The organism is Streptomyces sp. NPDC101152 (assembly GCF_044768275.1).
GTDB lineage: Bacteria > Actinomycetota > Actinomycetes > Streptomycetales > Streptomycetaceae > Streptomyces.
Map to the genome: position 1 here is coordinate 93096 of NZ_JBIWPO010000020.1, position 23868 is coordinate 116963.

Sequence of the window (23868 nt, forward strand, 5' to 3'; positions counted from 1 at the left end):
GACACGCAGAGGGGCCCCCTCCGGCGAGAACCGGAGAGGGCCCCATGACCCGGATGAGAGGGCGCGGCTCAGAGCTGGAGCTGCTGCCCGGGCACGATCAGGTTCGGGTCGCCGCCGATGACGGACTTGTTGATGTCGTACAGCCGCTGCCAGGCGGTCCCGTGCCGGGCGGCGATCCCGCTCAGCGTGTCGCCCTCGCGGACCGTGTAGTCGCCCCGGGCGGAACCGCGGTTGACGTGTCCCTCGGAGCGGACCGGCGCCTTCGCCGGCTTCTCCGGGACCTGCTGCTTGAAGACCTTCTTCGCCGCGGCGTCCTCGGGGGCCGCCTTGGTGGCCGCCGAACCGGAGGAGGCGGGCGCGCTGCCGTACGCCCCGGCCCGGCCCGAGCAGACCGGCCAGGCACCCCACCCCTGGGCGTGCTGGACCTTCGTGGCGACGGCGATCTGCGCTTCCCTGGACGCCTGGTCGGCGGTGGAGGCGTAGGCCGAGCCGCCGTACGCGCGCCAGGTGCCGGCGGAGAACTGGAGCCCGCCGTAGTAGCCGTTGCCGGTGTTGATGTGCCAGTTGCCGCCGCTCTCGCACTGGGCGATGCGGTCCCACACCCCGCCGTCCGCGGCGACCGCGTTCCCGGTCGCGGCCAGCACTCCGAGCGGGGCGAGCAGTACGGCCCCGGCGAGGACCGCCGTCGTGCGCGTCTTACGGACGTTCTCGCGGGTGGTATCGGCACACTCGGACATGTAATTCCCTCTCGAAACACCCGGGCTCCCCCAAGGCGGGGCGCGCTCGCGGCACTTGGGCCGGTCGCCACGCTCCACCCCGTCCGCCGGGCCCGCGCCTGCCGAATGGTGACGGCCGGTGCGGTCGGTGGACGTTTCCCGAGCGGTGCTCGTTGCACACGGCGGAGGAATCTAAGGAGCCGTGGGGCCGCAGGACAACCAACGAGCCGTTGTGGCAGGTCAGTTAACTGTTACCGGCGGTAGCAAAAGATGACGGCCACCCACTTCATTCCCTGATTTCCTGATATTTCGACCAGGCCCGTTACCTGACTGTGACTCACTTCACGCAACCAACTCCCTTGCATCTAACTGCAATTGACCGTGAGTGACCAATTCCGCACCCGTCGTGACCAAGCGCGTCGGCCGGATTGATTCCGTTCGCCCTGGAGCGTGACTCTCCCCACAGATCGCCCGTTGTCTCCTTCATGAGCCCGGGACCCGCCCGGTTCACACTTCCCGAGGGGAGCCACCGTGCCGCGCATGCTCGACGTCAGCAACGAGGTACGCGCCGAGATCGGCGACGAAGAAGCCGACCGGCTGCTCGCCGGAGAGAACGCCCCCGGCAGTTACGACTGCACGTCCTGCCGCACCCCGGGCGACTCCGAACAGGAGCGCACCAGCACCGTCCTGTTCATCGGCGACGAGACCGCCGTCCTGGCCTTCGCCCACGCCACCTGCCTGCCCTCGCAGGTCGTCCAGGTGACCGAGGAGCAGCTCCAGGGGGCGGTGCGGTCCATCTCCGGCGACACGGTGGACCTGGACCCGGAGAAGGTCGTGCCGGAGCAGGCGGTGCTCGGCGTGACCAGCGGACTCGTCCTGCTCGCCGGGGAGTTGCACCCCGCGCTGGTGGTCGAGCCGACCGGCCCGATCGTCCGGCCGGGCACCACGGGACTGGGCGACGACTTCCTGCCCCTGCTGATCGAGCAGGGCTTCATGCCGCTGACCGAGCTGACCGAGGTGCCGCCGGTGCTGCACGGCTGGTCGGTGCTGCTCGCCGTGGGACAGCTGCACGCGGTGCTGCAGCCGTCGGCGAACGGCGGGCAGCCGGTGGCCTGGTGGCAGGCGCACCAGCCGCTCCAGGTCACCGAGAGCTGGCGTGCGGCCGCGAACAAGCACCAGCAGGTGCTGATGTTCGCCGCGCCGGTCGGCTCGATCGGGCGTCAGCCCCGGGAGGACCTGCTGCGCGACGCGCTCGACAAGGCGGCGGCGAACGGCAAGCTGGTCGCCGCGGCGATGCCCCTGGCCGGGACGTGAGATCGTCGGCCGGGTGAACCCGCATCCCAAGTGACCCGAGGTCGTTTGGACATACGTGCACACCTACGACGTTCCCCGCCGCCAGCCCTTCGCGTCGATCCCCTCCGCGCGGCCGGCGCAGGACTACTCGGGCGGCCCCTCGGCCACGCCGATCTACGACGCGCTCTACGCCGAGTACGTCAAGTCCTTCCGCACACTGCCGGGTGACCGCAGCGGCGAGGAGGATCTCGGCTTCACCGCCTTCGGGAACATCCCGCACGGCACGGGGTCGTACGGCGGACACCGTCCGGGGTCCTTCAGCAGCTCGTACAGCGCCTACAGTGCGGGGGCGTACAGCGCGCGTCAGCAGTCGCAGTCGCAGTGGCAGCGCGTCGGGCACATCGGGCCGCAGGGCACGGGCATGCACCACGTACCAGCCGCCCTGCCGCCCGGCCGGTCCTCAGGCAGCTGAGCGGCCTCGGAGCAGAGGAGAGGGCGACCCCACGGCCGGGGCCGCCCTCTCCTGTTCGTACGCCTACTTCTTCTTGGTGCCGCGCTTCTCGCGCACCCGCACCGAGATATGGATCGGCGTCCCCTCGAAGCCGAACTCCTCGCGCAGCCGGCGCTCGATGAACCGCCGGTAGCCCGCCTCGATGAATCCGGAGGCGAAGAGCACGAACCGCGGCGGCTTGGTGCCCGCCTGGGTGCCGAAGAGGATGCGCGGCTGCTTGCCGCCCCGGATCGGGTGCGGGTGGGCGGCGACCAGTTCACCGAGGAAGGCGTTCAGTCGCCCTGTCGGGACCCGCGTCTCCCAGCCCGCCAGGGCCGTCTCGATCGCCGGGACCAGCTTCTCCATGTGCCGCCCGGTGCGCGCCGAGACGTTGACCCGGGGCGCCCACGCCACCTGGCCGAACTCGGTCTCGATCTCCCGCTCCAGGTAGTAGCGGCGCTCCTCGTCGAGGGTGTCCCACTTGTTGTAGGCGATGACCATGGCGCGGCCCGCCTCGACCGCCATGGTGACGATCCGCTGGTCCTGCACCGAGATGGACTCGGAGGCGTCGATCAGGATGACCGCCACCTCGGCCTTCTCGACGGCGGCCGCGGTGCGCAGCGAGGCGTAGTAGTCGGCGCCCTGCTGGAGGTGGACCCGCTTGCGGATGCCCGCCGTGTCGACGAACTTCCAGGTGACGCCGCCGAGTTCGATCAGCTCGTCGACCGGGTCACGGGTGGTGCCCGCGATCTCGTTGACGACGACGCGCTCCTCGCCGGCGACCTTGTTCAGCAGGGAGGACTTGCCGACGTTCGGGCGGCCGATCAGGGCGATGCGGCGCGGGCCGTCGATGGCCGTGCCGCCGAAGGTCTGCGCGGGCGCGTCCGGGAGCGCCTCCAGGACGGCGTCCAGCATGTCGCCGGTGCCGCGGCCGTGCAGCGCGGAGACGGGGTGCGGCTCGCCCAGGCCCAGGGACCACAGGTAGGCGGCGTCCGCCTCACCGCTCGGCCCGTCGACCTTGTTGGCGGCCAGCACGACCGGCTTCCCGGCCTTGCGCAGCAGCCGTACGACCGCCTCGTCCGTGTCGGTCGCGCCGACCTTGGCGTCCACGACGAACACCACCGCGTCGGCGGCCTCGATCGCGTACTCCGCCTGCGCGGCCACGGAGGCGTCGATGCCGAGGACGTCCTGCTCCCAGCCGCCGGTGTCGACGACCTTGAAGCGCCGGCCGGCCCACTCGGCCTCGTAGGTCACGCGGTCGCGGGTGACACCCGGCTTGTCCTCGACCACGGCCTCACGGCGGCCGATGATCCGGTTCACCAGGGTCGACTTGCCGACGTTCGGCCGCCCGACGACGGCGAGCACGGGCAGCGGGCCGTGGCCGGCCGCCTCGATCGCCCCCTCGACGTCCTCGAGGTCGAAGCCCTCTTCCGCGGCGAGCTCCATGAACTCCGCGTACTCGGCATCACCAAGCGCTCCGTGGTCGTGCTCCTCGAAAGAGCCCTCGGAGTGGATGTCGTCGTTCATGAAGTCCGTACCTCGTTCATCGTGGTGATCGGTGGACCGCCCGGTGTCGTCCGGTTTGATCCACTACTCAGTCTCGCCTAGCGCCCGGTCAGGCGCCTGGCGTTTTCCAGGTGGGTGCCGAGCTGCTTCTGGATGCGTTCGGTCGCCGCGTCCAGGGCCGCGCGGGTGCGCCGGCCGCTGCCGTCGCCCGCCTCGAAGGGGTCGCCGAAGACGACGTCGATGCGGCTGCGCAGCGGGGGCAGCGCCTTCGTCAGCCGTCCGGGATTCCCGGAACTTCCCAGGACGGCGACCGGGACGATCGGGGCGCCGCTGCGGACGGCGAAGTAGGCCAGCCCCGCGCGCAGGGAGGCGAAGTCGCCCTCGCCGCGGGTGCCCTCGGGGAAGATGCCCAGGACTCCCCCGGCCGCCAGGACGTCGAGCGCCCGCGTTATCGCCCCGCGGTCGGCGACCGAGCGGTCCACCTTCAGCTGGCCGATCGCCGTCAGGAACGGGTCGAGCGGGCCGACGAACGCCTCCTTCTTGATCAGGAAGTGCGTCGGCCGGGGCGCCACACCCATGACCATGGGGCCGTCGATGTTGTGGGAGTGGTTCACGGCGAGGATCGCCGGGCCGCTCGCGGGCACCTTCCAGGCGCCGAGCACACGCGGCTTCCACAGCCCGTACATCAGGCCGACGCCGATCCGCCGCCCGACCTCGGCGCCTCGCTCGGAAGCCACGGGAGCGGCACTCACTTCCCGGCCCGCTTCTCCTCGACGAGGGTCACGACGCACTCGACGACCTGCGCGAGGGTGAGCTCGGTGGTGTCCACCTCGACCGCGTCGTCCGCCTTGGCCAGCGGCGAGGTCTTGCGGGAGGAGTCGGCCGCGTCCCGCTTGATCAGAGCCTCGCGGGTGGCGTTGACGTCCGCACCCTTCAGCTCGCCGCTGCGGCGGGCGGCCCGGGCCTCCGGGGAGGCGGTGAGGAAGATCTTCAGGTCGGCGTCGGGCAGCACGGTCGTACCGATGTCCCGGCCCTCGACCACGATGCCCGTCGGTGCGGCGGCGGCCACCGAACGCTGCAGTTCGGTGATGCGGGCGCGCACCTCGGGGACCGCGCTGACGGCGCTGACCTTGGCGGTGACCTCCTGGGTGCGGATGGGACCTGCCACGTCGGTGCCGTCGACGTTGATCGTCGGGTTCGCCGGGTCGGTGCCGGAGACGATCTCCGGCTTCCCCGCCACCGCCGCGATCGCGGACGGGTCCTCGATGTCGATCCCGTTGGTCACCATCCACCAGGTGATCGCCCGGTACTGGGCGCCGGTGTCCAGGTAGCTCAGTCCGAGCTGCGCGGCGACGGCCTTCGACGTGCTCGACTTGCCCGTGCCGGAGGGACCGTCGATGGCGACGATCACGGGCTGGGCGGCGCCGTTTTCCACGGGGGGACACCTTCCTGGTGCGGTGGGGCGGGTGGTGTGCGGGCGCGAGCGCGCCCCGCACAAGGTTACTGGCTTCCCGGGTCCCCTCTTACAGGCGGATGATCGGGAGGATCACTGCCGGATGGCCCAGCCCCGCTCCCGCAGCGCCGCCGTGAGGACGGGCGCCGCCTGCGGCTCCACCATCAGCTGCACCAGGCCCGCCTGCTGCCCGGTGGCGTGCTCGATGCGGACGTCCTCGATGTTGACCCCGGCCCGGCCCGCGTCGGCGAAGATGCGGGCCAGCTGCCCCGGCTGGTCGTCGATGAGGACGGCCACGACCTCGTACGCCCGCGGCGCGGACCCGTGCTTGCCGGGGACCCGGACCTGGCCCGCGTTCCCGCGCCGCAGCACGTCCTCGATGCCGGCCGTGCCCTCGCGCCGCTTGGCCTCGTCGGAGGACTGCAGGGACCGCAGCGCCTCGACCGTCTCCTCCAGGTCGGCGGCGACGTCGGAGAGCAGGTCGGCCACCGGACCCGGGTTCGCGGACAGGATGTCGATCCACATCCGGGGGTCGGAGGCGGCGATCCGGGTCACGTCCCGGATGCCCTGCCCGCACAGCCGTACGGCCGCCTCCTCGGCGTTCTCCAGGCGCGCGGCGACCATGCTGGACATGAGGTGGGGCATGTGCGACACCAGCGCCACCGCGCGGTCGTGGGCGTCCGCGTCCATCACCACCGGAACCGCCCGGCAGTGCGAGACGAGTTCGAGGGCGAGGTTCAGCACCTCGGTGTCGGTGTCCCGGGTGGGGGTCAGCACCCAGGGGCGTCCCTCGAAGAGGTCGCCGGTGGCCGCCAGCGGGCCCGACTTCTCGCGGCCGGACATGGGGTGCGTGCCGATGTAGGAGGAGAGGTCGAGGCCGATCGCCTCCAGTTCGCGGCGCGGGCCGCCCTTGACGCTGGCCACGTCGATGTAGCCGCGGGCCAGGCCCCGGCGCATGGCGTCGGCCAGCACCGCGGCCACGTGCGCGGGCGGGGCGGCGACGATCGCGAGGTCGACCGGACCCTCGGGCGCCTCGTCCGTGCCGGCGCCCAGCGCGGCCGCGGTGCGGGCCTGTCCCGGGTCGTGGTCGGTGAGGTGGACGACGACGCCCCGCTTGGCGAGGGCGAGACCGGCGGACGTACCGATGAGGCCGGTGCCGATGACGAGTGCGGTTCTCACTGGGCGATGTCCTTGCGCAGGGCGGCCGCGGCGCCGAGGTAGACGTGGTTGATCTCGGTGCGGGGCCGATCGGTCTCGATGTGCGCGAGTATCCGCACGACCCGGGGCATGGCGCCCGCTATGTCCAGCTCCTGGGCGCAGATCAGCGGGACGTCGACGATGCCGAGCTTGCGCGCGGCGGCCGCCGGGAAGTCGCTGTGCAGGTCGGGCGTGGCCGTGAACCAGATGCTGATCAGGTCGTCGGCGCTCAGGCCGTTCCGTTCCAGGAGGGCGGTGAGCAGGGCTCCGACCTGCTCGTCCATGTGCCCGGCCTCGTCCCGTTCCAGTTGGACGGCTCCCCGGACCGCTCGTACCGCCACGGCGCTGCTCCTTGCTGAGGTATCGGCTCTCCGACCGTCCAGCCTAGTCAGCCCGCGATCTGCGGGCCCTCGGCGCCCGCCCGCTGAGACGACCCGACGATCTACGACAATGTCACCCGAACGTCTCTATTCCGCTACTCGGTACGGGAACACTCCGTGCGCCTCTTTACGCCGCACCGGCCGGTCCGCTCTGATGACAGGAAACCCGCCTCGGGGGAGGCCTCCATGAAGCGTCCTGGACCGCTGCTGACCTTGCTCGCGGGACTGCTGTTCGGTCTGTTCATGCTCACGCTCAACTCGACCACGGGCACGAAGAGCGCCTCGTCCCCGTACCGGGAGCAGTCGCCGAGCGCGTCCCCGGCTCCCACGAGGACCAGCATGTCCCCCCGTACCAGTCCGGCCCCGACCCGCACGCCCGCCGCGGCCGGCGTCTACACCGGCCGGACCGACGACGACTCCTCCGCCGTCGCCGTGTCGCTGCGCGGCGGCAAGGCGATCGCCTACTTCTGCGACGGCCACGACATCGAGTCGTGGCTGAAGGGCGATGTGCGCGGCGACGGCAGCATGCGGCTGACCGGGAACAACGGCGCACGGCTGACCGGCACGCTGAAGGGGAGCGAGCGGCTGAGCGGTACGGCCGACCTGGGCGGCGGGCACTACACCTTCACCCTCGCCAGGGCGAAGAAACCGTCCGGGCTCTACCGGGCCAACAGCCAGGTGCGCGGCGCCCGGATCGTCGGCGGCTGGATCGTGCTGCCCGGCGGCCGGCAGGTCGGTCTACTCACCCGCGACGGACGGCACTCGGCGGCGCCCGCCATCGACCCGGCCACGGGCGCGGTGACGGTCGACGGACAGCAGCTCACGGCACGTCCCGTAACTCCCTGACCCTCCCGCCGAGGAGCCGACCATGACCGTCGACCCGAACGCCGCCACCCAGGGCTTCCCGCCCTCTCCGCCCTCCCACCGGGCACCCGGCCGGGCCCGCTATCTGCTCCCGGCCCTCGTCGCCGCCGCGGTCGCCGTCGGCCTCGGCGTCTACGGAAGGGCCCACCATCCGGCCGGGACCGCCTTCAACCTCGCCGGATTCAGCAGCACGGGCGCGGTGAAGACGTGGCTCGCGACAACGGCGTTCTTCTTCGCGCTGATCCAGCTCCTGTCCGCGTTCATGGTGTACGGGAAACTGCGGGGCCCGCGCTGGGCGCCGGCGCTGCACCGCTGGTCGGGGCGGATCGCGTTCCTCGTGGCGGTCCCGGTGGCCGTGCACTGTCTGTACGCGCTGGGCTACCAGACGTACAGCACGCGGGTCATGTGGCACTCCGTCCTGGGGTGCTTCTTCTTCGGTGCCTTCAGTGCCAAGATGCTGCTGCTGCGCTCGGAGCGGCTGCCCGGCTGGCTGCTGCCGTTCGTCGGCGGGCTGGTCTTCACCGTTCTCACCCTCATCTGGCTGACCTCCGCCCTCTGGTTCTTCCGTACCTTCGGAGTGACGACATGACCCACCGCCCGAAGCGGCGCACGGTTCTCCTCGCGACCGGCGCGGTGCCGCTGGCCGCGGGGTGCAGCAAGTACGGCGACAGCAACAGCGGCTCGGGGTCGTCCCCGGTGCCGGCGTCCGGCGGGCAGGAACTGGCGAAGACGTCCGAGATCCCGGTCGGTGGAGGGAAGATCTTCAACGACCAGAAGGTGGTCGTCACCCAGCCCGCGAAGGGTGAGTTCAAGGCCTTCTCGGCGATCTGCACCCACCAGGGCTGCACGGTCGGCTCGGTCGCGAACGGCACCATCGACTGCCCGTGCCACGGCAGCAAGTACCGCATCGCCGACGGCTCGGTGGCGGGCGGACCGGCACCCAAGCCGCTGCCGCCGGCGCCGATCAAGGTGGAGGGAAATTCGATCCACCTCGCGTGATGCGCCGCGTACGCTCCCCGGCATGCAGCCCGAGACCCTGGTACGCGACCACACGATCTACTCCTGCGTGATGGGTTCGCGCGCCTTCGGTCTGGCGACGGAGGGCAGCGACACCGACCGCCGGGGTGTCTTTCTGGCCCCCACTCCCCTGTTCTGGCGCTTCGAGAAGCCGCCGACGCACGTCGAGGGGCCGGCGGATGAACAGTTCAGCTGGGAACTGGAACGCTTCTGCGAACTCGCCCTGCGCGCGAACCCGAACATCCTGGAGTGCCTGCACTCCCCGCTGGTGGAGCACGTGGACGCCACGGGCCGCGAACTCCTCGCCCTCCGCGAGGCGTTCCTCTCCCGCCGGGCCCACGGGACGTTCACCCGCTACGCGCTGGGCCAGCGCCGGAAGCTGGAGGCGGACGTCCGCCTCCACGGCGCCCCGCGCTGGAAACACGCGATGCACCTGCTCCGGCTGCTGACCAGCTCCCGCGACCTGCTGCGCACGGGCACCCTCACCATCGAGGTGGGCGCCGAGCGCGAGCCCCTTCTCGCCGTGAAGCGCGGCGAACTGACCTGGTCCGAGGTCGAGTCGTGGATGAACCGCCTGGCGAGGGAGGCGGACGAGGCGTCCCACCACAGCCCGCTCCCCGAGGCCCCGGACCACCGCCGCGTGGAGGACTTCCTCGTCCGCGTCCGCCGCGCCTCGGCCGCCTGAGCCGGCTCAGGAGTCCCAGAGTGCCCCGAGGGTCATCAGGTCGCCCCGGTACTCGATGCGGTCGGCCCAGTCGGTCGGCCAGGCCTCGGCGCCGCGGTACGCGCCCGCGAAGGCGCCCGTCAGGCAGGCGATGGAGTCCGAGTCGCCGGAGGTGCAGGCGGCGCGGCGGATGGCGGTGACGGGTTCGCCGGGGAAGAGCAGGAAGCACAGCAGGCCGGTGGCCAGGGCCTCTTCGGCGATCCAGCCCGCGCCGGTGGCCAGGCACGGGTCCGCCTCCGGGTCTGCCGTGCGCACGGCGGCGTCGAGGCGGTCGAGTATCTCCAGGCACTCGTCCCAGCCGCGCGCGATGAACTCCTCGGGGGTGGCGTCGTCGGCCCGGTTCCACAGGTCGCCGAGCCAGGTGTGGTGGTAGCGGCTGCGGTTGTCGCGGGCGTACGTCCGCAGCAGCCCGACGAGGGCCGTCGGTTCGGTGCCCTGCGCGAGCAGGCGTACCGCCCGGGCCGTCAGGTCGGACGCGGCGAGCGCGGTCGGGTGGCCGTGGGTGAGGGCGGCCTGCAACTGGGCGGCGCCGGCCCGCTGTTCGTCGCTCAGGCCCGGGGCGAGCCCGACGGGCGCCACGCGCATGTTCGCGCCGCAGCCCTTGGAGCCGATCTGGCTGGCGTCCTGCCAGGGCCGGTTCTCGTCCTTGAGCAGCTCGCAGGCCCGCAGACAGGTCCTCCCCGGCGCCCGGTTGTTGTCGGGTGACTGGTACCACTTCACGAACTCCTCGCGCAACGGACCCTCCAGCCGCGTCGGCGCGAGCACCCCGCGGTCCATCGCCGTCCGCATCCCGTGCGCGACCGCGAGCGTCATCTGCGTGTCGTCGGACACGAAGGCATGCCGGGACAGCGGCAGTTGGCGCCAGGGACCGTGCTTGGCGATGATCGTCGGCACGTCGTTGAACTCGGTCGGGTATCCGAGCGCGTCCCCCAGGGCGAGCCCGATCAACGCCCCGGTGGCGGCGCGCTTGTCGACGATGGTTGCGGTCATACGGGGCGTCCTTCCCGGGACGGTCGCAGGAGCGGCGGGTGCAGGGCGGTGGCCCGGCCCGCGCGGTAGAGGGCGGCGGGCTTGCCGCGTCCTCCGGTCAGTCGGGCGGCGCCCGGCACCGGTTCGACGAAACCGGGCGTGGCGAGCACCTTGCGGCGGAAGTTGGGCCGGTCGAGGGGCGTGCCCCAGACGGTCTCGTAGACCTGGCGCAGCTCGCCGAGGGTGAACTCGGGCGGGCAGAAGGCGGTGGCGAGGCCGCTGTACTCCAGCTGGGCGCCGACGCGTTCGTGGGCGTCGGCCAGGATCCGGTCGTGGTCGAAGGCGAGCGGCCGCTCCACGTCGTACGGCAGCCAGCTCGCCCGGGCGGCGTCGCTGCCGGCGTGCGGTTCGGGCGCGTCGGGCAGCAGTGCGGTGAAGGCGACGGACACGACCCTCATCCGGGGATCCCGGTCGGGCTCGCTGTAGGTCCGCAGCTGCTCCAGGTGCAGTCCGGTGACGTCGGACAGGCCCGTCTCCTCGGCGAGTTCACGTCCGGCGGCCGTCTCCGCCGACTCGTCCGGCTCGACGAAGCCACCGGGCAGCGCCCAGTGACCGGCGTACGGTTCGTGCCCGCGCTCCACCAGCAGGACCTGCAGAACGCCGTCGCGGATGGTGAGGACGGCGAGGTCGACGGTGACGGCGAAGGGCTCGTAGGCGTACTTGTCGTAACTCGCCTTGTCGAAGGCCACTTTCACCACCACTTTAATAGTCATATCGACTATAAACAGCGTGGGTGGGCTTCCACAAGCCCTCCGGGGGTAGTCGGGGCGCCATGGGCGAGATCCTGGTGGGCACGTGTTCGTGGACGGACCGCGCGCTGGTCGGCAGCGGCTGGTATCCGGAGGGGAGCCGGGACCCCGAGGGGCGGTTGCGGTACTACGCGGACCGGTTCCCCGTGGTCGAGGTCGACTCGGCGTACTACGCCCTGCCCAGCGCCCGCAACTCCCGGCTGTGGGCGGAGCGCACACCGGAGGGCTTCGTCTTCGATGTCAAGGCGTTCTCGCTGCTCACCGGTCACCCGACCCGAGGTTCGGTGATGCCGGACGGGCTGCCCGCCGATCCGCGGGACCCGAAAGTGCTCGACGCGGTGTGGGCGCGGTTCACCGAGGGCATCGAGCCGCTGCGGGCGGCCGGGCGGCTCGGCGGTGTGCTGTTCCAGTTCCCGCCGTGGTTCCGGCCCGGACGGCTGGCCGGGCGCTTCCTGCAGGAGTGCGCCGAACGGACCGCGGGCTGGCCGGTCTCGGTGGAGTTCCGGCATCCCGACTGGTGGCGCGAGGAGTGGGCGGACGCCACGCGCGCGCTGCTGGTCCGGTACGGCATGGCCGCCGTGGCCGTCGACATGGCGCAGGCGCTGCCCTCGTCCATCCCGCCCGTCACACCGGTCACCTCACCGGACCTGTCCGTCGTGCGCTTCCACGGCCGCAGCCCCGCCTGGGGCACGGGGAGCAAGGAGGACCGCTTCCGGTACGACTACGCCGAGGCCGAACTCGCCGAGTGGCTGCCCCGGTTACGGGGACTCGCCGACCGCGTCGGCCGGCTGCACGTGCTGTTCAACAACTGCTGCGGCGCGGCCGCGGTCCGTGCCGCCGAGCGCATGCGCGCACTGCTCGACGGCACGGAACGGGCTCACGCGCGCGTGCGGGACGGCGCGAACGCCGCCACCAGCGCGCCCGCTCCGGCGGCCCCCGCCGACACCCACAGCGCCGGGGCGCAGCCGTCCAGGAAGGACGCCGGGGAGCCGTAGCCGCCGTACCGGGTGAAGACCAGGGCGGCGACCGCGATGCCGAAGACCCCGCCCAGTTCCCGCAGGGCGTTGTTGACGCCGGCCGCGACACCCGCCTCGCCGAGCGGCACCGACGAGGTCACGGCGTTGGCGACGCTCGGGAACACCATGGAGATGCCGATCCCGGCGATGATCAGCGGGAAGACCAACTGCCCGTAGCTGACGCCGGGTTGCACCTGCCAGGCGAGCAGGGCCAGGCCGGTGCCCTGGAGCAGCAGACCGACCAGCATGAACAGCCGGGTGCCGAACCGGTCCGCGAGGGCACCCGCGACCGGCGCGACCAGCAGCGGCATGGCGTTCCAGACGAGGATGCGCACGCCCGCCTGGAGCGGGGAGTAGCCGAGCCCGGTCTGGAAGAGCTGCGTGATCATGAAGAGGGCGCCCAGGAGCGAGCCGAAGAGCAGGAAGGCGGCCGCGTTGGCGGTGGTGAAGCCGCGGTTGCGGAAGTGCCCGAGCGGCAGCATCGGATAGCGGGCGCCCCGCCGCTCCCAGAGGAGGAAGCCTGCGACGAACACCAGGCCCGCGGTCAGCGCGGACAGCACCTCGGCACTCCCCCACCCCGCCTGCGGAGCCCGTACCGGAGCCCAGGCCAGCCCGGTCAGCCCGGCGGCCGCCAGCACCAGCCCCACCGGGTCGAGTTGCGGCCGCGTGCCGCGGCTCTCGCGGAGCTTGGTGGCGGCGAACGGCAGCATCGCCAGCCCGATCGGGACGTTCAGCCAGAAGATCCACTGCCACGACAGGCCCTCGGTGACGGCCCCGCCCAGCAGCGGCCCGGCGGCGACCCCGAGCCCGGTCACCCCGCCCCACACCCCGATGGCGACGCCCCGCTTCTCGGCCGGGAACGCCTCGCTGATCAGGGTCAGGGTGAGCGGCAGCAGGACGGCGGCCCCGGCGCCCTGCACCATCCGGGCGCCGATGAGCTGCCCGGGGCCGTTGGACAGGGCGGCGGTGGCGGAGGCGAGGGTGAAGACGGCGAGCCCGAGGACGTACATCCGCCGGCGCCCGAAGCGGTCGCCGAGCGCGGCGCCGGTCAGGGTGAGGCAGGCGAAGACCAGGTTGTAGGCGTTGATCGTCCACTCCAGGTCCGACAGGCTCGCCCCGAAATCGGCCCGCAGCGCGGGCAGCGCGGTGGCGACGACCACGACGTCCAGCGAGCACAGCAGCGCGCCGAGCCCGGCCAGCACGACGGTCCAGCCGCGCCGGGACGGACCCGTGTCGACGGGTGGTTTGCGTACGGAGACACTCAGTGTGTCGGTCATGACGGGGGGTTCCTTCCGTGAGCTCATGAGGTCGCTCACGGAAGGCAGACCACCCTCACCCCGCAAAGGAATCGCGCCGCCCCAGGAAGGCCAGCAGCCGCGCGTCGTACCCCGCGCCCAGGGGTACGGCCACGGGAGCGCCGAACAGCACGCCCCGGTCCCCCTCCGCCACCACGCACCGCGCGACCGACAGCAGTTCGGCGGCGAGGGCGGCCGGTATGGGCCGTGGCCGCCCGCAGGCCTGCGCCACGTCCCACCCGTGGACGGCGATCTCCACGGCCCCCACGGCGGCCATCACCCGCACGTCCAGCGGAAGTTCGCCCACCAGCACCCGCTCCCGGGGCCCGGCGGCCCAGGCGCCGAGCACGGCACACGCGCGCGTGCGGAACGCGCAGGCCCGGTCACCGGTCCCCGGTGCGAGTCCGATCCGCCCGCCCGTCAGCCCCTCGTGCAGGGCGTCCAGGGAGTCGTCGAGATGTCCGAGCAGCTCCCCCAGGTCCCACTCCGCGCACGGCGTCCCCCGCTCCAGCCGTCCGGCGCCGACCCCGGCGACGCAGCCCAGCGCGTACGCGAGCGAACGCTCCAGCAGCTCCCCGGCGTTCACGACAGCACCTTCGGGAAGCCGAAGCGCACGATCTGCTCCACGTCGAGGAAGGCGGTGATCCGGGACACCGTCCCGTCCACCACGGTGAGCACCTGCACCGAGTGAGCCCGCAGCACACCGTCCACCCCACGCGCGTACATGACGAGGGCCGGCTGTCCGTTCGCGCGCGTGGGCAGCATGCGCAGGCCGCCCTTCTCCTGCACGCGCGCGTGCAGGAAGCGCAGCACGTCCTTCCGGCCGCGGAACCACTCCAGGTTGGGCGGCATCTCCAGCTCGACGCCGTCCTGGAGGAGGTCGATCAGCGCGTCCAGGTCGGCGTGTTCGAAGGCGGCCATGTAGCGGTCGAGCACCTCGCGGTCCGCCGCGCCCTCGGGTTCGACGACGAGGTCCTCTTCCGGGGCCACCTCGTCGAGCCGGGCACGCGCGCGCTGGAGGCTGCTCTTGACGGCCTCTGTCGAGGTCCCGAGCAGTGACGCGACCTCCGGCGCCTGCCAGGCCAGCACGTCCCGCAGGATGAGCACCGCCCGCTGCCGGGCGGGCAGGTGCTGGAGCGCGGCGACCAGGGCGAGCCGCAGGCTCCCGCGGGCGGCCACGACGGTCGCGGGGTCCACGAGGGCGTCGGGCAGGGGCTGGAGCCACGGAACATCCGTCGCAGGGCCCCTCAGCGGCTCCTCGGGCGCCTCTGACGGCCCCCCGAGCCCGGAGGGCAGCGGACGCCTCGCGCGGCTCTCCAGGGCCGTCAGACAGGTGTTGGTGGCGATCCGGTGCAGCCAGGTCCGCAGACTGGCCCGGCCCTCGTAGCCCTCGTAGGACCGCCAGGCCCGCAGATACGTCTCCTGGACCAGGTCCTCGGCCTCGTCGACCGAGCCCAGCATCCGGTAGCAGTGCGCGAGCAGCTCGCGCCGGTACGGGTCCGTCAGCCGGACGAACTCGTCGCGGTCCGTCGTCGTAGCAGGCATCCCTGCACACTCCTCTCGCCGGTCACGCAGTACAGACCGGCGAGAGGGCGAAAAGGCATCGGTGCCCGAGGCTCAGAGGTCGACTTCCTTCATCAGCATGCCGACCTCGGTGTTGGACAGCCGCCGCAGCCAGCCCGACTTCTGGTCGCCCAGGGTGATCGGGCCGAAGGAGGTGCGCACCAGCTTCTCGACCGGGAAGCCGGCCTCGGCGAGCATGCGGCGCACGATGTGCTTGCGGCCCTCGTGCAGGGTCACCTCGACCAGGTAGTTCTTGCCGGTCTGCTCGACGACCCGGAAGTGGTCCGCGCGCGCGTAGCCGTCCTCCAGCTGGATGCCGTCCTTGAGCTTCTTGCCCAGGTCGCGCGGGATCGGGCCGACGATGGCGGCGAGGTAGGTCTTCTTCACGCCGTACTTGGGGTGGGTCAACCGGTGCGCGAGCTCGCCGTGGTTGGTGAGCAGGATGACGCCCTCGGTCTCGGTGTCGAGCCGCCCCACGTGGAAGAGCCGGGTCTCCCGGTTGGTGACGTAGTCCCCGAGGCACTGGCGCCCCTCCGGGTCCTCCATCGTCGAGACGACACCGGCGGGCTTGTTGAGCGAGAAGAACTGGTACGACTGCGTGGCGACGGTCAGCCCGTCGACCTTGACCTCGTCCTTCTCCGGGTCGACCCGCTTGCCCTGCTCCAGGACGATCTCGCCGTTGACCTCGACCCTGGCCTGCTCGATCAGCTCCTCGCAGGCGCGCCGGGAGCCGTAGCCCGCGCGTGCGAGGACCTTCTGCAGCCGCTCGCCCTCCTGCTCGGCACCCGGGAAGGTCTTGGGCAGCTTGATCTCCTTCTTGCCCGCGTACCGGTCCCGGTTGCGCTCCTCGGCCCGCGCCTCGTACTCACGGGAGCGGGCGGGAGTCGTACGGCCGCCGCGCTGCTGTCCCTGCTTGGGGCCGCCCTTGGCGCCGCCGCGGGCCGCGCCGCCGCGCCCGGACTTGGGGCCGTCCTGGGTGGCGCCGGGGCCCACGTCGTAGCGGCGCTCCTCGGGGCGGGGCTTCCTGGGGCGGCCCCCCTGACTGTCGTCGCGGTTGTTGCCGGCGCCGCGGTAGTTGCCGCGGCCACCGCTGCTTCCGCTGCGGCCGCCGCTGTTGCCACCACGGCTCCCGCCGTTGTTTCCGCTGCTGTTCCTGCCGCTGCTGCTTCGCATCAAAGTTCCGTCTTGTCGTCTGCGTCCTCGGAATCCGGAGCGTCCGGATCGAACGACGGGACCCCTTCCAGTGTCTCGGCCTCGATCGCCTCCGCCTCCGGGAGGAAGGGCGCGAGCTCCGGGAGCTCGTCCAGACCGCGCAGGCCCATCCGCTCCAGGAAGTAGTTCGTCGTCCTGTACAGGATCGCACCTGTTTCGGGTTCCGTGCCCGCCTCCTCGACCAGACCCCGTTGCAGCAGGGTCCGCATGACCCCGTCGCAGTTGACCCCGCGGACGGCGGAGACCCGGCTGCGGCTGACCGGCTGGCGGTAGGCCACGACGGCCAGCGTCTCCAGGGCGGCCTGCGTGAGCCGCGCCGTCTGGCCCTCCAGGACGAGCCGCTCGACGGCCGGGGCGTACTCGGCGCGGCTGTAGAAGCGCCAGCCGCCCGCGACGAAGCGCAGCTCGAAGCCGCGGCCCTGCACGGTGTAGTCGTCGGCCAGCGCCCGCAGCGCGTCGCCGATCTGCCGCTTGGGCCGCTCCAGGATCTTCGCCAGGTGCTCCTCGGTGGCGGGCTCGTCCACGACCATCAGGACGGCCTCCAGCGCGGGCTTGAGGTCGAGATCCGCGACGGCGAGCAGACCGGCCGGCAGCTCGGTCGTCCCCTCACTCATGCCTTCTCCTCCTTGGACGGCTCGGGCGGCCGGTCGAACTCGTCGGTCACCATCGGCTGGGTCTGGTCCTCACCGCCGGTCCACCGCACGGTCAGCTCCCCGAGGGCGGTCTCCTGGTCGAGGGCGACGGCCTTCTCCCGGTACAGCTCCAGCAGCGCCAGGAACCTGGCCACGACGGTGAGGGTGTCGTCGGTGTCCTCGACGAGGGAGCGGAAGCTGGCCTCGCCGAGTTCCCGGAGCCGGGCGACCACGATCTGCGCCTGTTCCTGGACGCTGACCAGCGGGGCGTGGATATGGTCGACGTACACCTGCGGCCTGGGTCTGGGCTGCATCGCCTTGACGGCGAGCCGGGCGAACCCCTCCGGGCCGATGCTGATGACGACCTCCGGCAGCAGTTCGGCGTGGTGCGGCTCCAGGCCGACGGTGCGGGGGTAGCGCCGGGACTCGTCGTCCAGGCGCCCGCTGAAGATGTCGGCGATCTGTTTGTACGCCCGGTACTGCAGCAGCCGCGCGAAGAGCAGGTCGCGGGCCTCCAGCAGGGCCAGGTCGGCCTCGTCCTCCACCCGGGCGGACGGCAGCAGCCGGGCCGCCTTCAGATCCAGCAGGGTGGCCGCCACGACCAAGAACTCGGTCGTCTCGTCCAGGTCCCAGTCCGGGCCCATGGCCCGGATGTGCGCCATGAACTCGTCGGTCACCTTGGACAGCGCGACCTCGGTGACGTCGAGCTTGTGCTTCGAGATCAGCTGGAGGAGCAGGTCAAAGGGCCCCTCGAAGTTGGAAAGCCGAACCTTGAAAACACCATCGACGGAGTCCCCGGCCTGCCCAGTCTCCGGCACCTCGGCCCCGACGGCGGGTCCGACGGGAGGCTTCGCCGCCGGAACCGCCATGGCGTCCTGCGGAACATCCGCGGATTTCCCTCCCCCGTCGGGGTCCGCCACCACAGCTGCCGGTTCTCCCTCACCGGCCGGTTCGGCTGGAGACTCCGGCACCACAACCACCGACACGTCCCGCGGAACATCCGCGGGCTGCGCTGTCCCGTCGGGGTCCGGCGCGACAGCCGTCGGTTCCGCTTCGACGCCGGGACCGCCGGGAGACTCCGGCACCACAACCACCGACACGTCCCGCGGAACATCCGCGGGCTGCGCTGTCCCGTCGGGGTCCGGCGCGACAGCCGTCGGTCCCGCCCCGACGGCCGGTTCGGCGGGGGGCTTTGAAGCCGGCATCGCCGGTGCGTCCTGCGGGGTAGCCGCGCCCGGGCCCCTTCCCAGCGCACGTCGGCGGCCGGCGGCGGGGCCGGGGCTGGGGAGGTCGTTCGAGGTCATGGCCCCCGCAGGCTACCGCCTACCGGCCGCGCAGCCGGCGTACGAGGATGCTCGCGTCCCCGCGGGACTCCAGGTCGGCCAGGACCACGGCGACGGCTTCCCGGACGATCCTGCCGCGGTCGACGGCCAGCCCGTGCTCGCCCCGCAGCACCAGGCGCGCGTGCTCCAGGTCCATCAGCTCCTCGGCGGACACGTACACGGTGATCTTCTCGTCGTGCCGTTCCCGTCCGCTGGGGCGCCGATTGGGCGCGCGTCCCCGCTTGCGCGGCTGGGCGTTCGCGCCGACCGGGGCAGAACCTTCCTGCGCCGTCTGCCCGCGCGCGGGACGGCCCCGGGACTCGCCCTCGTCGGTCGGCTCCGGCTCCGCCGCCACATGCTCCGCGCCCTCGCCGTCCCCGCCCTGCGCGGGCACCGACTGCGGTGCGTCCTCGGGCGGTCCGGCCGTGGCCGGCTCGCTCTCTCCCGCGGGCGCGGGCACCCGGGCTTCGCCTGCCCCCCGCCGCGGAGTGGACGGCTGGAGCGCCATTCCCCCTGTCGTACGGAAGAGTTCGTCGGCCCCCGGCAGACTCACTCGGCGTGACACCGGGCGAGCACCTCCCTGGCGAGCTGACGGTAGGCGGCGGCGCCGACGGAGTTGGAGGCGTACGTGGTGATCGGCTCACCGGCGACCGTGGTCTCCGGGAAGCGGACCGTGCGGCCGATGACCGTGTGGTAGACGTGGTCGTCGAAGGCCTCGACCACGCGGGCCAGCACCTCACGGCTGTGGACTGTGCGCGAGTCGTACATCGTGGCGAGGATCCCGTCGAGCTCCAGCTCCGGGTTGAGCCGCTCCTGGACCTTCTCGATGGTCTCCGTCAGCAGTGCGACACCGCGCAGGGCGAAGAACTCGCACTCCAGCGGCACTATCACCTTGTGCGCGGCCGTCAGCGCGTTGACGGTGAGCAGGCCGAGCGAGGGCTGACAGTCGATCACGATGTAGTCGTAGTCGGCCATGAGCGGCTTCAGGGCGCGCTGCAGCGTGGACTCGCGCGCGACCTCGCTCACCAGCTGGACCTCGGCGGCGGACAGGTCGATGTTGCTGGGCAGCAGGTCCATGTTCGGGACCGCGGTCTTCAGGAGCACCTCGTCGGCCGCCATGCCCCGCTCCATGAGCAGGTTGTAGACGGTGAGGTCGAGCTCCATCGGGTTGACCCCGAGACCCACCGACAGCGCGCCCTGCGGGTCGAAGTCCACGAGCAGCACACGCCGGCCGTACTCCGCGAGCGCGGCACCCAGGTTGATGGTCGACGTCGTCTTGCCCACGCCGCCCTTCTGGTTGCACATCGCGATGATCGTCGCGGGGCCGTGGTCGGTCAGCGGGCCCGGGATCGGGAAGTACGGCAGCGGGCGTCCGGTCGGGCCGATGCGCTCCCGGCGCTGGCGGGCAGCGTCGGGCGCGAGCGTGGCCGCGTACTCGGGATCCGGCTCGTACTCCGCGTCGGGGTCGTAGAAGTGCCCTTCGGGCAGTTCGTCGTAGTCGGCGAAGTGGTTGTGGGGCGCGCCACTTCCGTCGCCGGCCATGGCGTTCACGTGATGGCCATCCATGCTCTGGGGTGCTGACAGAACCATGCGGGGGCCGGTCTGGCTCTGTTGGGCTGCGAAGGTTCGGACAGCGACGGAGCCGACAGCCTCGAGCCCCGCGGGACCCGGGCCCCGCGTAGGCATTCCTGGTTGACCACCCCCGGGAGAAAATGTCGACTCATTCACAAGTCGTCTTACCTCCTTGGTGACCAGGAAACTTCTAGACAAGGTCAGCGTGGCACCATGCCGACGGTTGGCGACTCTATGGCGTGTCGGGCATCCGCAGCAACACAATCTGCCGGACCCGGCCCGATGTGTCGGCAATGAAACATCCCGCTGTCAAGGGCGTACGGCCGTCGCACGGCAGGTTTCGCCGGTGTGCGAATCGGTCGAAGGGTTACGTTCGAGGCGAGTTGACCGAGAGGCGCAAAGTGACCATACACACATCCGGCCGGACCTTGTGGGACAAGGTCCGGCCGGGTCCGCGCGGTTGACGCGCCTTGTTGACGTATCGCCTTTACGAAAAGGTGACTTAGCTTTTCGTCTCGTCGACGTCAGCCGAGCAGCGTCTCGAGCTCCACGTGCTCCAGCCCGTGCGCCTCGGCCACCTCGCGGTAAACGACCTTGCCGTCATGGGTGTTGAGGCCCTTGGCGAGCGCGGGGTCGCGGCGCAGCGCCTCCACCCAGCCGCGGTCGGCGAGTTCCACGATGTAGGGCAGCGTGGCGTTGGTGAGGGCGTAGGTGGAGGTGTTGGGCACCGCGCCCGGCATGTTGGCGACGCAGTAGAAGACCGAGTCGTGGACCTGGAAGGTCGGTTCGGCGTGCGTGGTCGGCCGGGAGTCCTCGAAGCAGCCGCCCTGGTCGATCGCGATGTCGACAAGAACACTTCCCGGCTTCATACGGGAGACCAGCTCGTTGGTGACCAGCTTCGGGGCCTTGGCGCCCGGGATGAGCACCGCGCCGATGACGAGGTCGGCGTCCAGGACGGCCTTCTCCAGCTCGAAGGCGTTGGACATGATCGCCCGGACCTTGGTGCCGAAGACCTTGTCGGCCTCGCGCAGCTTGTTGATGTCGCGGTCGAGCAGCGTGACGTGGAAGCCCATGCCGACGGCGATCTGCGTGGCGTTCCAGCCGGAGACGCCGCCGCCGATGACGACGGCCCGCGCGGGCTGGGTGCCGGGCACGCCGCCGGGCAGCACGCCGCGGCCTCCGACCGAGCGCATCAGGTGGTAGGCGCCGACCTGCGGGGCGAGCCGGCCCGCGACCTCGGACATGGGCGCGAGCAGCGGCAGGGCGCGGTTGGGCAGCTCGACGGTCTCGTAGGCGATCGCCGTGGTGCCGGACTCGATGAGCGCGTCCGTGCACTCCTTGGAGGCGGCCAGGTGCAGGTAGGTGAAGAGCGTCTGGTCCTTGCGCAGGCGGTGGTACTCCTCGGCGATGGGCTCCTTGACCTTCAGCAGCAGGTCGGCGGTGGCCCACACCTCGTCGGCGGTGTCCAGGATCCGGGCACCCTCGGCGACGTACTCCTCGTCCGGGATCGACGAGCCGAGGCCGGCGCCCCGCTCGATGACGACCTGGTGGCCGTGGCGCACGAGCTCGTGCACACCGGCGGGGGTGATGGCCACCCGGAACTCGTTGTTCTTGACCTCGCGGGGGATGCCGACCTTCACGTCGATCACGGTCCTTGGCTCAGTGTGGATGTGGGGCAATACGACACGTACCCAGGCATGAGGGAACACACCGGGAGACACCGCAGGAGAAGGTGCGGCAGAGCCAGTCTAATGAAGGTGTTCCCGCTGTCTAGCCTTTCATTGCATCAATCTTCAGCCTGTGTACTACGGATTTCGCAGGCATCAGCAGCTTGTTTCGTGTCTTCGGGGTGTTCCGGCTCCTCACCGAGGAGCCGTTCCGCCTGCCCGCGGTGCACCGCGGCGGCCGCCGGATCCCCGAGATGCTCGAACGTGTCGGCGAGCCGCAGCTGCAGCGCGGCCTGCAGCCGGACGTCCTCGGCGAGGCGCGCGCGGTCCACCGCCTCGTGGCAGGTGCGCAGCGACTCCTCGAGCCGTCCGGCGTACTCCTGGACACGCGCCAGCTCGCTCAACGCCCGCGCGTGGGCCGCCACATCGCCCTGCTTGCGGTACCCGGCGGCCGCCGCCCGCCAGTTGCGCTGCGCCTCGCCGTAGCGGCCCGCGAAGGTGTGCGCGGCGGCGATACGGCCGTACAGCCGGGCGGCCTCGGCGCGCTCGTCGCGGGCCAGCCGCTGGGCCAGGGCTCGGCCGAACCAGTCGGCGGCCCGATCGTAGTCCCCGAGCTCCAGGTGCGCGCCGCCTACGGATTCCATCGCGCGACCGGTCGCGTACGGGTCGTTCGCCTCGCGTCCGGCGTCCAGCGCGGCCCGGTAGCGCGCCAGCGCGTCCGACGTGCGGCCGGTCTGCGCGTCCAGATCGCCCAGGTTCAGCAGCGCGGCCGCCTTCTCCCGGGGCAGGTTCCGGCGCTCGGCGACATCGAGGACGAGCGCGTGCACGCCGTACAGTTCGGGCGCGGCGGCCTGGGTGCCGAAGTGCGCGACCATCGCCCTGACCAGCTGGGACAGCAGGCGCCGGGCGAGGGTGTCCAGCTCGCCGTCGGCCACCGCGGCCCGGGCGGCGGCCAGCAGGGCGGGCCGTCGGACGCGCAGCCAGTCCTCGGCGGCCCGGGGGGTGGGGAAGCGCAGGGAGCGGGGCACGCCCTGGAGCTTCTCGCGGGCCTCGGGGTCGTCGGTCTCGGTGATGGTCCGGCACGACTGCAGCAGCCGTACCGTCCGCTCCAGCATCCGCGCACGGGCCAGCTGCAGCTCGCCGGGCCGGTCCTGGGTCTCGGCGAGCGTCCTGAGCAGGGGGTGCAGACAGCCGGGCACCTCGTACTGCGGCAGCGGCGCGTCCACCGCCCGCAGCAGGCCGAGGGCGACGAAGTCGTCCAGGGCGGCCCGGGCGCCGTCGACCGAGCAGCCGGCCAGCGAGGCCGCGGTGTGCGGGTCGACCAGGCCGGCCGGCGCCAGGGCGAGCAGTCGCAGTGTCCGGGCCGACGTCGAGGGCAGTGAGGCGTAGGCGAGCCGGAAGACGCGGCTGAGCGGGGTGCCCTCGCCGTCCTCGCTGTGCAGGTGCTTGGCGAGATCGGCGACGGCCGCCTTGGGGCGGGCGGCGAGCCAGCCCCCGGCCAGCGTCAGCACGGCCGGCTGCCCCTGGCACTCCTCGACCAGGTGCTCGGCGGCACGCGGGTCGACGGTGATGCGGACCGAGCCCGTGTACCGGGTCAGCAGCTCCAGTCCTGACTTGGTGTCGAGGCCGCCCAGGGTGCAGGGGCGGACGTCGGGGATACCGGTCAGGGGGCCGTCGGAGACGGCGACGACCAGGCACTCGGGTGCGTCCGGGAGGAGTGCGTCGACCTGCTCGGCGTCGGCCGCGTCGTCGAGCAGCAGCAGGACCCTGCGGTCGGCGAGGGCGGTGCGCAGCGCCTCGATCAGGGCGTCGGCGCCGGCTCCGGCGGGGGCGGGCAGGCCGAGCGCGGCGAGCAGTTCGCGGGCGGCACGCTCGACGGGGACGGCGGTGCCGTCGGGCTCGCTCAGCCGGGCGCGCAGCACCCCGTCGTCGTAACGGTCCGCGACCTGTCGTACGAGTTCCTCGGCGAGCGCGGTGCGTCCGGAGCCGGGCTTTCCCGCGATGAGCAGCACGCGCGCACGTGGCGGCTTGCGCCCGGAAAGGGTGTCAAGACCCGCGCGCTCGATGTCGGCGCGCAGCTCCTTCAACTCCCTTGTACGGCCCAGGAACTGACTTTCCGACAGCCGTACGCCGCCTGTGTCCACCGCCTGGTCCGTCACGGGCCACACTCC

General features: G+C 71.9%; 25 protein-coding genes. 7 read left to right on the forward strand and 18 right to left on the reverse strand.

Features of this window, described 5'->3' with window-relative positions; genetic code table 11:
* Nucleotides 1-68: 68 nt before the first annotated feature.
* Entirely contained in the window at nucleotides 69-737 is a 669-nt protein-coding gene (locus ACIRVK_RS24940) for a transglycosylase family protein (RefSeq protein ID WP_404250590.1), read from the reverse strand.
* A gap of 510 nt (nucleotides 738-1247) precedes the next feature.
* Here ACIRVK_RS24940 and ACIRVK_RS24945 point away from each other — a divergent pair.
* Nucleotides 1248-2030 (forward strand): hypothetical protein, encoded by a 783-nt coding sequence (locus ACIRVK_RS24945; RefSeq protein WP_404250592.1) that lies wholly within the window; start codon nucleotides 1248-1250, stop codon nucleotides 2028-2030.
* A 55-nt stretch (nucleotides 2031-2085) separates the two neighbouring features.
* Complete coding sequence (locus ACIRVK_RS24950; RefSeq protein ID WP_404250594.1) at nucleotides 2086-2481, forward strand: hypothetical protein; 396 nt, start codon at nucleotides 2086-2088, stop codon at nucleotides 2479-2481.
* 63 nt (nucleotides 2482-2544) lie between these two features.
* On the opposite strand, the gene der is transcribed toward ACIRVK_RS24950, so the two are convergent.
* The 5 genes from der to aroH all read right to left on the reverse strand — a co-directional run bounded on the left by der (nucleotide 2545) and on the right by aroH (nucleotide 6996).
* Entirely contained in the window at nucleotides 2545-4026 is a 1482-nt protein-coding gene (gene der / locus ACIRVK_RS24955; RefSeq protein WP_404250595.1) for a ribosome biogenesis GTPase Der, read from the reverse strand.
* Nucleotides 4027-4103: 77 nt separating this feature from the next.
* Nucleotides 4104-4757, reverse strand: coding sequence for a lysophospholipid acyltransferase family protein (locus ACIRVK_RS24960; RefSeq protein WP_404250597.1), 654 nt, complete (start codon nucleotides 4755-4757; stop codon nucleotides 4104-4106).
* Entirely contained in the window at nucleotides 4754-5440 is a 687-nt protein-coding gene (gene cmk / locus ACIRVK_RS24965; protein ID WP_404250599.1) for a (d)CMP kinase, read from the reverse strand. Before cmk ends, ACIRVK_RS24960 begins: the two co-directional genes overlap by 4 nt.
* 111 nt (nucleotides 5441-5551) lie before the next feature.
* Complete coding sequence (locus ACIRVK_RS24970) at nucleotides 5552-6637, reverse strand: prephenate dehydrogenase (protein WP_404250601.1); 1086 nt, start codon at nucleotides 6635-6637, stop codon at nucleotides 5552-5554.
* Complete coding sequence (gene aroH, locus ACIRVK_RS24975; protein WP_404250603.1) at nucleotides 6634-6996, reverse strand: chorismate mutase; 363 nt, start codon at nucleotides 6994-6996, stop codon at nucleotides 6634-6636. The genes ACIRVK_RS24970 and aroH overlap by 4 nt, the downstream gene beginning before the upstream one ends.
* A 225-nt stretch (nucleotides 6997-7221) precedes the next feature.
* On the opposite strand from aroH, the gene ACIRVK_RS24980 reads away from it, so the two are divergent.
* The 4 genes from ACIRVK_RS24980 to ACIRVK_RS24995 are packed head-to-tail and all read left to right on the forward strand — an operon-like array spanning nucleotide 7222 to nucleotide 9601.
* A complete protein-coding gene (locus ACIRVK_RS24980; RefSeq protein ID WP_404250605.1) occupies nucleotides 7222-7881 on the forward strand; it encodes a hypothetical protein in 660 nt (219 codons plus the stop codon).
* A gap of 22 nt (nucleotides 7882-7903) precedes the next feature.
* Nucleotides 7904-8488 carry a DUF6529 family protein gene (locus ACIRVK_RS24985; RefSeq protein ID WP_404250607.1) on the forward strand — a complete coding sequence of 195 codons (585 nt, stop codon included), beginning with the start codon at nucleotides 7904-7906 and terminating at the stop codon, nucleotides 8486-8488.
* Nucleotides 8485-8898, forward strand: coding sequence for a Rieske (2Fe-2S) protein (locus ACIRVK_RS24990; RefSeq protein WP_404250609.1), 414 nt, complete (start codon nucleotides 8485-8487; stop codon nucleotides 8896-8898). Before ACIRVK_RS24985 ends, ACIRVK_RS24990 begins: the two co-directional genes overlap by 4 nt.
* Nucleotides 8899-8920: 22 nt before the next feature.
* A complete protein-coding gene (locus ACIRVK_RS24995; RefSeq protein ID WP_404250611.1) occupies nucleotides 8921-9601 on the forward strand; it encodes a DNA polymerase beta superfamily protein in 681 nt (226 codons plus the stop codon).
* Nucleotides 9602-9607: 6 nt separating this feature from the next.
* On the opposite strand, the gene ACIRVK_RS25000 is transcribed toward ACIRVK_RS24995, so the two are convergent.
* Both ACIRVK_RS25000 and ACIRVK_RS25005 read right to left on the reverse strand, forming a co-directional pair.
* A complete protein-coding gene (locus ACIRVK_RS25000; RefSeq protein WP_404250613.1) occupies nucleotides 9608-10630 on the reverse strand; it encodes an ADP-ribosylglycohydrolase family protein in 1023 nt (340 codons plus the stop codon).
* Nucleotides 10627-11382, reverse strand: coding sequence for an NUDIX domain-containing protein (locus ACIRVK_RS25005; protein WP_404250615.1), 756 nt, complete (start codon nucleotides 11380-11382; stop codon nucleotides 10627-10629). The genes ACIRVK_RS25000 and ACIRVK_RS25005 overlap by 4 nt, the downstream gene beginning before the upstream one ends.
* Before the next feature lie 59 nt (nucleotides 11383-11441).
* Here ACIRVK_RS25005 and ACIRVK_RS25010 point away from each other — a divergent pair, with 59 nt between their 5' ends.
* Nucleotides 11442-12413 (forward strand): DUF72 domain-containing protein, encoded by a 972-nt coding sequence (locus ACIRVK_RS25010; RefSeq protein WP_404250617.1) that lies wholly within the window; start codon nucleotides 11442-11444, stop codon nucleotides 12411-12413.
* On the opposite strand, the gene ACIRVK_RS25015 is transcribed toward ACIRVK_RS25010, so the two are convergent.
* From ACIRVK_RS25015 to ACIRVK_RS25060, 10 genes are all read right to left on the reverse strand, one after another.
* A complete protein-coding gene (locus ACIRVK_RS25015) occupies nucleotides 12296-13711 on the reverse strand; it encodes a DHA2 family efflux MFS transporter permease subunit (RefSeq protein WP_404250619.1) in 1416 nt (471 codons plus the stop codon). The two genes, ACIRVK_RS25010 and ACIRVK_RS25015, sit on opposite strands and share 118 nt — an antisense overlap.
* 55 nt (nucleotides 13712-13766) lie before the next feature.
* Nucleotides 13767-14315 (reverse strand): TIGR03086 family metal-binding protein, encoded by a 549-nt coding sequence (locus tag ACIRVK_RS25020; protein ID WP_404250621.1) that lies wholly within the window; start codon nucleotides 14313-14315, stop codon nucleotides 13767-13769.
* Complete coding sequence (locus ACIRVK_RS25025) at nucleotides 14312-15274, reverse strand: sigma-70 family RNA polymerase sigma factor (RefSeq protein WP_404250623.1); 963 nt, start codon at nucleotides 15272-15274, stop codon at nucleotides 14312-14314. The genes ACIRVK_RS25020 and ACIRVK_RS25025 overlap by 4 nt, the downstream gene beginning before the upstream one ends.
* A gap of 72 nt (nucleotides 15275-15346) precedes the next feature.
* Entirely contained in the window at nucleotides 15347-16465 is a 1119-nt protein-coding gene (locus tag ACIRVK_RS25030; protein WP_404250625.1) for a pseudouridine synthase, read from the reverse strand.
* Entirely contained in the window at nucleotides 16465-17118 is a 654-nt protein-coding gene (scpB, locus tag ACIRVK_RS25035; protein ID WP_404250627.1) for an SMC-Scp complex subunit ScpB, read from the reverse strand. Before scpB ends, ACIRVK_RS25030 begins: the two co-directional genes overlap by 1 nt.
* On the reverse strand, nucleotides 17115-18059 hold the full coding sequence (locus tag ACIRVK_RS25040; RefSeq protein WP_404250629.1) for a segregation and condensation protein A: 945 nt from the start codon (nucleotides 18057-18059) through the stop codon (nucleotides 17115-17117). The genes scpB and ACIRVK_RS25040 overlap by 4 nt, the downstream gene beginning before the upstream one ends.
* A gap of 400 nt (nucleotides 18060-18459) precedes the next feature.
* Nucleotides 18460-19023, reverse strand: coding sequence for a hypothetical protein (locus tag ACIRVK_RS25045; protein ID WP_404250631.1), 564 nt, complete (start codon nucleotides 19021-19023; stop codon nucleotides 18460-18462).
* Nucleotides 19008-20144: a ParA family protein gene (locus ACIRVK_RS25050; RefSeq protein ID WP_404250633.1), complete on the reverse strand. Its 1137-nt coding sequence runs from the start codon at nucleotides 20142-20144 to the stop codon at nucleotides 19008-19010. Before ACIRVK_RS25050 ends, ACIRVK_RS25045 begins: the two co-directional genes overlap by 16 nt.
* Before the next feature lie 410 nt (nucleotides 20145-20554).
* Entirely contained in the window at nucleotides 20555-21670 is a 1116-nt protein-coding gene (gene ald, locus ACIRVK_RS25055; RefSeq protein ID WP_404250670.1) for an alanine dehydrogenase, read from the reverse strand.
* A gap of 146 nt (nucleotides 21671-21816) precedes the next feature.
* Nucleotides 21817-23856, reverse strand: coding sequence for a tetratricopeptide repeat protein (locus tag ACIRVK_RS25060; protein WP_404250635.1), 2040 nt, complete (start codon nucleotides 23854-23856; stop codon nucleotides 21817-21819).
* Nucleotides 23857-23868 lie beyond the last annotated feature (12 nt).

What these genes read in the sequence shown, in the direction of transcription:
- ACIRVK_RS24940 (WP_404250590.1), bottom strand. Translation starts at nt 737, where the DNA reads ATGTCCGAGTGTGCCGATACCACCCGCGAGAACGTCCGTAAGACGCGC.
- der (WP_404250595.1), bottom strand. Translation starts at nt 4,026, where the DNA reads ATGAACGACGACATCCACTCCGAGGGCTCTTTCGAGGAGCACGACCAC.
- ACIRVK_RS24980 (WP_404250605.1), top strand. Translation starts at nt 7,222, where the DNA reads ATGAAGCGTCCTGGACCGCTGCTGACCTTGCTCGCGGGACTGCTGTTC.
- ACIRVK_RS24985 (WP_404250607.1), top strand. Translation starts at nt 7,904, where the DNA reads ATGACCGTCGACCCGAACGCCGCCACCCAGGGCTTCCCGCCCTCTCCG.
- ACIRVK_RS24990 (WP_404250609.1), top strand. Translation starts at nt 8,485, where the DNA reads ATGACCCACCGCCCGAAGCGGCGCACGGTTCTCCTCGCGACCGGCGCG.
- ACIRVK_RS24995 (WP_404250611.1), top strand. Translation starts at nt 8,921, where the DNA reads ATGCAGCCCGAGACCCTGGTACGCGACCACACGATCTACTCCTGCGTG.
- ACIRVK_RS25000 (WP_404250613.1), bottom strand. Translation starts at nt 10,630, where the DNA reads ATGACCGCAACCATCGTCGACAAGCGCGCCGCCACCGGGGCGTTGATC.
- ACIRVK_RS25005 (WP_404250615.1), bottom strand. Translation starts at nt 11,382, where the DNA reads ATGACTATTAAAGTGGTGGTGAAAGTGGCCTTCGACAAGGCGAGTTAC.
- ACIRVK_RS25010 (WP_404250617.1), top strand. Translation starts at nt 11,442, where the DNA reads ATGGGCGAGATCCTGGTGGGCACGTGTTCGTGGACGGACCGCGCGCTG.
- ACIRVK_RS25015 (WP_404250619.1), bottom strand. Translation starts at nt 13,711, where the DNA reads ATGACCGACACACTGAGTGTCTCCGTACGCAAACCACCCGTCGACACG.
- ACIRVK_RS25025 (WP_404250623.1), bottom strand. Translation starts at nt 15,274, where the DNA reads ATGCCTGCTACGACGACGGACCGCGACGAGTTCGTCCGGCTGACGGAC.
- ACIRVK_RS25030 (WP_404250625.1), bottom strand. Translation starts at nt 16,465, where the DNA reads ATGCGAAGCAGCAGCGGCAGGAACAGCAGCGGAAACAACGGCGGGAGC.
- scpB (WP_404250627.1), bottom strand. Translation starts at nt 17,118, where the DNA reads ATGAGTGAGGGGACGACCGAGCTGCCGGCCGGTCTGCTCGCCGTCGCG.
- ACIRVK_RS25050 (WP_404250633.1), bottom strand. Translation starts at nt 20,144, where the DNA reads ATGCCTACGCGGGGCCCGGGTCCCGCGGGGCTCGAGGCTGTCGGCTCC.